The following is an 8,137-nucleotide window of genomic DNA, read 5'->3' as shown; positions in this document are numbered from 1 at the left end:
GTGCCGCTGGGGGGTACGGGGGTGTCGAACACCATGTTCTTCGAGAGTCTGCCGCGCAGGGCCGTCGGAGCGTCGAGCAGGTAGTTCTGCCGCATGATCCACGGCTGGCGGTCGCCCTGCTTCGGGAAGGCGGACACCGCGCGCTGCACGTAGCCCGAGGTCAGGTCGAGGATGGGCCGGGCCGTCATCGCGCCGTCGACCGCCGGGGCGCCGTAGCGGTGGCCGTGGCGGTCCATGTACCGGATGAGGCGGCAGACGTAGCGCGAGCTGAGGTCGGCGCGCAGCGTCCAGGACGCGTTCGTGTAGCCGACGCAGAGCGCCAGGTTCGGGACGCCGCTGACCATGAGCCCCCGGTACACCCAGGAGTCGCCGAGGTCCACCGGCCGGCCGTCGACCGTGAAGCGGGCGCCGCCGAGGGGCAGCATCGAGAGGCCGGTGGCCGTGACGACGACGTCCGCCTCGAGTTCCCGCCCCGAGGCGAGGCGGATGCCGGTCGGGGTGAAGGTGTCGATGGTGTCGGTGACCACGGATGCCGAGCCGGACTTCAAAGCCTTGAAGAGGTCGGCACTCGGCGCCACGCAGAGGCGCTGGTCCCACGGGTTGTAGGCGGGGGTGAAGTTCTCGCGGACCGAGGCCTCGTCACCGAGGATCCGCTCGGTCTGGGTGCGGATGAGCTTCTTGGCGAGCTCGGGCCGGCGGCGGCAGAGCTGGTAGAAGGCCTGCGTGAACAGGACGTTCTTGGCCCGGGCCAGATGGTGCGCGGGGCCGGCGGGGAGACGGCGGCGGACGGCGTCGGAGAACGTGTCCCGGCTGGGCACGGCGGTGACGTAGGTAGGGGAGCGCTGCAGCATGGTGACGTGGGCGGCCTCCTTCGCCATGGAGGGGACGAGGGTGACGGCGGTGGCGCCGCTGCCGATCACCACGACCCGCTTCCCCGCGTAGTCCAGGCCCTCGGGCCAGAACTGCGGGCGGACGATCTCGCCGGTGAAGGAGTCGAGGCCGGCGAAGGACGGCTCGTGGCCGCGGTCGTAGTTGTAGTAGCCGCTGCACAGGTAGAGGAAGCCGCAGGTGAGCTGCCGGCGTTCCGTGCCGCCGTCGTCGTCCGTGACATCGAGGTCGAGGGTCCAGCGCGCGTCCTCCGAGGACCAGGCTGCCCCGACCAGCTTCGTGCGGAAGCGGATGCGCTCGCGGATGCGCGGATCCTCCGCGGTCTCGCGGATGTAGGAGAGGATCGAGGAGCCGTCGGCGATCGCCTTGGCCTCGGTCCACGGGCGGAAGGGGTAGCCGAGCGTGAACATGTCGCTGTCGGAGCGGACGCCCGGATAGCGGAAGAGGTCCCACGTGCCGCCGATCGCGCCCCGGGCCTCGAGGACGGTGAAGCTCTTGCCGGGCAGGCCGGTGGCCACGCGGTAGGCGGCGCCGATACCGGAGAGCCCGGCACCCACGATGACGACGTCGAGGTGCTCGAGTGCTGTTTCCATGCCTCCATCCTTCCGTCTTACGCTGCACACCGCTTGACTTCGTGCGACAGCTATTTAACCTTGGACGACATGGGCTCTGTCATCCGCTCCGCCGGCATGCGCGGCTTCCGCGACGTCGTCGAACAGTTCGGCGGCGATGCCGAAGCGCTCGCAGAGCAGTTCGGGGTGCCGCTGGACGCGCTCGACGGCGACGACGTGCTCGTGTCCGACGTCGCGATGGCCCGCCTGCTGGAGGGGGCGGCGCGCGCGCTGCCGTGCCCGGACCTCGGCCTGCGCATCTCCGCGTACCAGGACATCGGGATCCTCGGCCCGCTCGCCGTCGCGGTCCAGAACTCACCGACCGTGGGGGCGGCGCTCGAGTGCGCGTCGCAGTTCCTGTTCCTCCACAGCCCCGTGCTGCGCTTCACCCTCGTGGCGGATCCGGAGGGGCGGCCGGGTGATGTGGGCCTCTGCTACGGATCCTCGGAGGGCACGCCGCCGCGCCAGGCCACGGACGCGATCCTCGCCTTCTCGCACCGCATGATCCGTTTCCTCCTCGACGGCCCGTACGGACTGCATTCGGTGCACCTCTCGCACCTGCCTAGGGCTCCCGCCTCCCGCTACACGGAGTTCTTCGGCGCCGAGGTGCGCTTCGGCCAGGCCGCCTCGCTCCTGCGGGTGCCGCGGAGCCTGCTCGACCGCCCGCTCGCCGGCGTCGACGACACCCTGCGGGAGATCGCCCTCGACTACCTCCACAGCCACTTCCCCGAACCGGGCCGCGTGGTCGCACCCCGGGTCAGGAACGCCATCGACCGCATGCTCGGCAGCTCGCCGCCGCGCATCGACTCCGCCGCCCGGCTCCTCGGCATGCACGCCCGGACCCTGCAGCGCCGGCTGGCCGGCGAGGGCACCAGCTTCGAGTCCCTGCTCGACGACGCCCGCCGCGACGCGGCGCTGCGGCTCCTCACCCGCACGGACCTGCCGCTGCAGCAGGTCGCGGGGCTCGTGGGACTGTCGGAGCAGTCGGCTCTGACCCGGTGCGTCCGCCGGTGGTGCGGCACGACGCCGAGTGGTGTGCGGGCGGGCAGCGCGGGAGTCCCGGAGGCCCCCACCTACACTGACAGGCAAGGATTCACGGCGGGAAGGGGGAGAGGTGGCAGGGATCACGAGCGCTGACGTGGCCCGCGAGAGCGGCGTCTCCCGCACCACGGTCAGCTATGTCCTGACAGGGCGCGACGGCGTCAACATCTCGGAGGAGACCCGCCGCCGGGTCCGGGAGACCGCCACCCGCTTGGGGTACGCGCCGTCGGCCGCAGCCCGGGCGCTGCGCACCGGGCGGAGCGACCTGGTGCTCTGCATCCTGCCGGACTGGCCCGTGGGGCCCGTCATCGAGACCCTGCTCGACGAACTGGCGGACGAGCTCTCCGGCCGCGGTCTCTCCGTGCTCGTGCACCACGGACGCGGCGCACGGCCGCTCGCGGATCTTTGGCGGGCCGTGACCCCGAGGGCGGTGATCGGCTTCGCACCCTTCGCGGAGGACGACCTGCTGGCCATGCGTCAGGGCGGCATCCAGGTGCTCGGGACGCTCGGTGAGGACAATCAGCCTGACCCCGATCTGCCGTCCGAGAGCCAGCTGCGGATCGGTGCCCTGCAGGCGGAGCGCCTGATGATCCGAGCGACCCGGCTCGGGTATGCCTGGCCGGCCGACCCACGTCTCGCGGTCTTCGCCCGTGACCGCCTGCTCGGGGTCCGGCGGATCTGTGCCGAGCTCGGTCGTCCCGAGCCCGTCGTCCTTCCCATCGGGCTCGACGTGGGTTCCGCGGCCGAGGCCGTCCGGGCCTGGCGTGGGCTCGGCATCACGGGTGTCGCGGCCTACAACGACGACGTCGCCCTCGCGGTCCTCGCCGGGACGCGGGCCGAGGGCCTGTCCTGTCCCGACGACTGCGCGGTGGTGGGCGTCGACGACGTTCCGGCCGCACGGCTCGCTGCTCCCGCGCTGACGACGGTCTCGCAGTCCATCGAGGTGCAGGCGCGGTATCTGGCGGCCCTGGTCGTGGCGGACCTCGACGGCTCGGGGGAGAAGCCGGGCCATCCGGGCCACGGCCTGCATCTCGTGGAACGGGATTCCGCCTGACGCTCGCCGTCAGGGGCAGCGGTGCCACCCACCTCGGCAAGCCGACCCGGGTGCACCACCACGGCAGTGCTTCGAGTCCCCGCACAGTCAGGCACGCACGAAGGGCCGGAGCAATGCTCCGGCCCTTCGTGCATGCACGCGGCCTGTGACCACAGGAACGCCGGTTTACGGGTAGCGCTCCACGTAGCTCGGGGTGCCCGTGTTCGCGTTGCTCACGGGTGCCCCGGTGTCGTTGACCACGTGGTCGATCGTGCCGGCGCCGAGGTTGACGGTCAGCACGTGGTTGAGGACGACGCCGGACGTGTCCGGCACCTCGAACCCACGGGTGGCGCGGATGGTCGGGTCCACGTTGGTGAAGATGTACGAGCCGCCACCCCACAGGGTGTGCTGCTTCACGCCGTCAGCCACCTTGTAGCCCGCCCAGCCGAGGACGCCGTCGTGCTGCCAGGCCGCCTGGTTGGGCGGGTCGTAGGGCAGCTCGTTCTGGTAGAGCACGGTGCGGCCGCGCTCGCCGTTCCAGATGGTGTTGTACTCCTGGTAGTGCTCCACGAACAGGCCGGTGGCCGTGACGTCGTCGCCGTTGATGATGACGCCGTTGCGGCCCGTGCTGACGTCCCAGCCGAACGCTCCCTCGTTGCCGTGGTCCGCGCGCCACACCCAGATGTGGTCGATCAGCACGTTGTCGCTGTTTACCTCGAGGCTGGTGTCGGCCTTGCCCACGTGCGGGCCGCCGATGCGGAAGTAGACGTCGCTGAGCGTCGTCGGGTTCGCCGGATCATTCTTCGTCGCCCCGTTGTTGCCGTTCTTCGTCCCGATCTGCAGGAGGACGGGGGAGTTGACGGTGCCGCCGTCGATCGTGACACCGGCGATCACCACGCCCGGCACATCGGCGACGCGCAGGGGGACGGCGCCGTTCACGGCGGTCAGGGTCGCGTGGCCGAGGCCGAGCACCACGGTGTCGGCTCGCTTCACCCGGATGGTGTCGGCGATGTCGTAGACGCCCGGCGTGAGGAGGAGATGCTTGCCGCGGGCCAGGGCGTTGTTGATGGCCTGCACGGAATCGCCCGGGCGGGCGACGAAGAACTCGGAGAGCGGGACGGTGCGGCCCGGCGTCACGCCGTCACCCCACGAGATGCCGCGGGAATTCGTCTCGGCCGAGGGCACGCGCACACTGTAGGCGCCGCTGCTGTCCGCGAAGAGGTAGGGCTTCTCGCGGCTGACCGGGGTCTCGTCGAGGGTCGTGTACGGGGGCGTGGGGAAGCCCTCGTCGGTCGGCGCTCCCACGGTGCCCGAGAACACCTGGTTCCAGACACCGTTGGACCAGCTGTCGATCTCCGCGTTGCGCGCCAGCCACTGCTGCTGGGAGCCGTTGACGATGTCCCCGGCCTTCGAGTCGGCGAGGTAGCCACCGCTCGCGAACTGCGGACCGGCCGTGCAGTAGTCCATGAGGGATAGCGTGCCGCCGGTGACGTTCACGCGGCGCAGGGAGACGGCCTGCGAGACCGCCCAGAAGTTCGCGGTCGCCCGGCAGCCGTCCTGGCCCGCCCCGTTGACCTGGAGTGTCAGGTTGGAGAGCGTGCGCCAGAAGTTGTTCAGCGCGATGCAGTTGCTCGTGCCGTTGTCCTCGAGGCAGCGGTTGTAGACCTCGATCTTGCCGTTGATGGTCACGTCCGACGGTGACGCGCCGAGCCCGGCGACCTCCGTGTAGTAGCCGACCTTGATCTGCAGCGGCTCCGCGTCGGTGCCGTAGGTGCCGGGCAGGAACAGGAGCGCCTCGCGTCCGGTGCCCATCTCGTCATCGATCTGGCGGGCGTTGACGGCGTCGACCTCCGCCTGGATCTCGCTGACCGGCATGCTCGGATCGAAGATGGTCACGTTCGGGCCGAAGTCGGGCGATGACGACGGCGGGGCCTTCTTCGCCGTCACCGGCATGCTCTGGGTCGGGGCCTGTGCTGGGGTGGTGGGTGGGGCGGCGATCGCGGTGGCTCCCGTGCTGGTGGCCAGGAGCACGGATGCTCCGAGCAGAGCTGCGAGCCGGGTGCGTCCGGTCATGGTGGGGCGGGGGATGGTCATGCTGAACGGTTCCTCTCCGTCGAGGTGATCCTGCCGGGGCGGCGAAGCGACCTGGTGAATCGTGTCACTAAGCCGTGAGGGAATTACATCCCCGGAGCGTGGTGAAGTCAAGGAATGCCTCGACAGCACCGCAGGAGATCAATCGTTGAAGGGGTGCGCGGCCGGTGGTAGAGCTTGGAGGAGCGACTCCGGCGCGGCCGGTACGTCGACAGCCCCGACCCGAGGAGACCCCATGGCAGTGCCCGACGACGAAGAACGCAGCCTCAGCGAGTGGAGCCGGACCCTGGCACAGGCCCTGCAGGTCCTGGACCTCGAGGTCGATCACCCGAGGATCGTCGAGGTCGCCGAGCGATCCTCGCGCCTGCTGACCCCGCACGCCGGCGCCATCAGTGCCTTCATGATCGGCTACGCGGCGGGCACCGTGACCACGGACGGCCGGGACGAGACGAGCGCCGCCGTCGAGAAGGCCGCGAAGACCGTCCTGACGGTCATCGAGAAGGACGAGGAGACGAGCGAGGAGGAAGGCTGGACGGGCTCCGCCCAGTGACGACCGCGGAGCGGCAGGAGCAGACACCGACCCGCGCCCGGCTCGGGTCCTGGCCGACGCCCCTCGAGCCAGCGCCTCGCCTGGCCGCCGCTCTCGGACTGGATCCCGGCGACCTGTGGATCAAGCACGACGACCTCAGCGGGTTGGGTGGTGGAGGTAACAAGGTCCGGAAGCTCGAATGGACCGCCGGCACGGCCCTGGCTCAGGGGGCGGACGTCCTCGTCACCACCGGCGCGGCGCAGAGCAACCATGCGAGGCTGACCGCGGCGGCCGGGGCGAAGCTCGGCGTCGACGTCGTGCTCGTGCTCACCGTGACGGACGGGACCGTCGTCGTCCTCGAGCGGTTCCGGCTCGTCGGCCTGGCGCCGGCGAAGGCCGGGCAGCACCGCGCTGATCTGCCCTACTGCGGGAGGCCCCGGTCAGACGCCGGCCGGCGCCGCCGATCGGGACCGTGGCAGGCGCGCGAGCGTCCAGGCCAGCAGGACAGCCACCAGCACGGCCGCGGCCAGCCCGAGCCCCGAGTAGCCCATCAGGACGAGCGCCGGTCCGGCGAGGGCTCCACCGGTGGCACCGGCGAGGTTCATGAGCAGGTCGGAGGTGCCTTGGACGGGCGCGCGCTCGCCGACGTCGACCGCTCCCGCCAGCAGTGCCGACGCCGACACCACGCTCGCCGACCAGCCGAGGCCGAGGAGGATCAGGCTGACCGTCACGGCCACCTCCGACTCCGCACCCCGCCAGGCCACCAGCAGGGCTGCCAGCAGGAGGATCTGCCCGCAGAGGATCCCGCGAGCCGCGCCGGCGCGGTCCGCGATCCAGCCGAACACCGGTGACAGCGCGTACATCCCCGCGACGTGCAGGCTGATCGTCAGTCCGACGACGGACAGGCCGGCGCCGTGATCGTGCAGATGGACGGGCGTCATGGACATTAGGGAGACCATCGCCGCATGGCTGACCATCAGGGTCACGACGGCGAACCGTGCGCCGCTGTTACCTGTCAGGACCGCGAAGCCCCACCGCTTCAGGGGCGCCGGGGCATCGGCGCGACGATCGGCCGCCTGGCGCCTGAGCGCGGTCAGGAGGGGATCGGGCCGCAGCCCCACCGTGTACACCAGGGCTGCCGCGACCTGGGCGGCCACGGTGAACACGAATCCGCCGCTGAGCGCGGGGATCCCGAGGAACCCGGCGACCACCTGGCCGGGCTCGAACAGGTTGGGACCGAGGACGGCGCCGATGGTGGTGGACCAGACCACGAGCGAGAGGCTCCGCCCGCGCGTCGATTCGGTGGCGAGGTCCGTGGCCGCGAACCGCGCCTGCAGGCCGGTCGCGGATCCCGAACCCAGCAGGACCAGTGCGACGAGCAGCAGGGGGAAGAGGGAGAGGTACGCCGCGGTGATCGCGAGCAGCGCCCCGCAGCAGGCGATGAGGGAGCCCGTGGCGAGGGAGACGCGTCGTCCCCGCCGTTGGGCGAGGGTGGCGAGGGGGACGGCGGCCGCAGCGGCTCCGAGTGTCGCCATCGTGGCAGCCATGCCGGACCACGCGCTCGATCCGGACGTCTCGGCGGCGAGGAGGGCACCGAGGGACAGCGTGGCACCCGCACCGAGTCCGCCGAGGATCTGGGCGACGACGAGGACGCGGACCACATGCCGCTGGGCGACGTCGACCCCGGGGGCCGTCGCCGGTGGATCGTCGTGCCGCCGGTCAGCGTGCCGGTTGTCCTGCCGCATCCGCCCGCTCCTCCTGGTCGCCGTGACCGGAGCAGTCTATCCGCGCTGACAAGGGCCGTTGCGGCAGCGGCGCCGGCACGGCGGCCTGCGCATCCGAGCGCCGAGCGGCCCCGCCGGGCCCGGAGCGCCGAGCGGCCCGGCCAGGCCGGAGCGCCGCCCCTGCGACCAGACCGTCCGCCGTCGGGTCATCCCCTGAAGG

6 protein-coding genes and 1 pseudogene are annotated in these 8,137 nt (G+C 71.4%); 4 read left to right on the top strand and 3 right to left on the bottom strand.

Annotated features, from left to right (window positions below):
- Positions 1 to 1,481 (bottom strand): flavin-containing monooxygenase (locus ACTIMO_RS16785; protein ID WP_448183150.1); only part of this gene is annotated, 1,481 nt, incomplete at its 3' end.
- Between the two features lie 69 nt (positions 1,482 to 1,550).
- Here ACTIMO_RS16785 and ACTIMO_RS16780 point away from each other — a divergent pair.
- Positions 1,551 to 2,636, top strand: coding sequence for an AraC family transcriptional regulator (locus ACTIMO_RS16780; protein ID WP_448183149.1), 1,086 nt, complete (start codon positions 1,551 to 1,553; stop codon positions 2,634 to 2,636).
- Positions 2,614 to 3,594, top strand: a complete 981-nt coding sequence (locus ACTIMO_RS16775; protein WP_448183148.1) for a LacI family DNA-binding transcriptional regulator — start codon at positions 2,614 to 2,616, stop codon at positions 3,592 to 3,594. The genes ACTIMO_RS16780 and ACTIMO_RS16775 overlap by 23 nt, the downstream gene beginning before the upstream one ends.
- Before the next feature lie 165 nt (positions 3,595 to 3,759).
- Here ACTIMO_RS16775 and ACTIMO_RS16770 read toward each other — a convergent pair whose 3' ends face one another.
- Positions 3,760 to 5,667: an adenylyl cyclase gene (locus ACTIMO_RS16770; RefSeq protein WP_448183147.1), complete on the bottom strand. Its 1,908-nt coding sequence runs from the start codon at positions 5,665 to 5,667 to the stop codon at positions 3,760 to 3,762.
- Between the two features lie 232 nt (positions 5,668 to 5,899).
- Between ACTIMO_RS16770 and ACTIMO_RS16765 the strand changes: the two genes are divergently transcribed.
- Both ACTIMO_RS16765 and ACTIMO_RS16760 read left to right on the top strand, forming a co-directional pair.
- A complete protein-coding gene (locus ACTIMO_RS16765) occupies positions 5,900 to 6,214 on the top strand; it encodes a DUF6457 domain-containing protein (RefSeq protein WP_448183146.1) in 315 nt (104 codons plus the stop codon).
- Positions 6,211 to 6,513: pseudogene (locus ACTIMO_RS16760) on the top strand (pyridoxal-phosphate dependent enzyme); the annotation flags it as partial. The gene ACTIMO_RS16765 and the pseudogene ACTIMO_RS16760, both read left to right, overlap by 4 nt.
- Before the next feature lie 120 nt (positions 6,514 to 6,633).
- Here ACTIMO_RS16760 and ACTIMO_RS16755 read toward each other — a convergent pair.
- A complete protein-coding gene (locus tag ACTIMO_RS16755) occupies positions 6,634 to 7,938 on the bottom strand; it encodes an MFS transporter (protein WP_448183145.1) in 1,305 nt (434 codons plus the stop codon).
- Positions 7,939 to 8,137 lie beyond the last annotated feature (199 nt).

The sequence above is a fragment of the Arthrobacter sp. CP30 genome (assembly GCF_053470025.1).
Note: the sequence above shows the minus strand (reverse complement) of the source record. Positions and strands in the feature narration are given on the sequence as shown.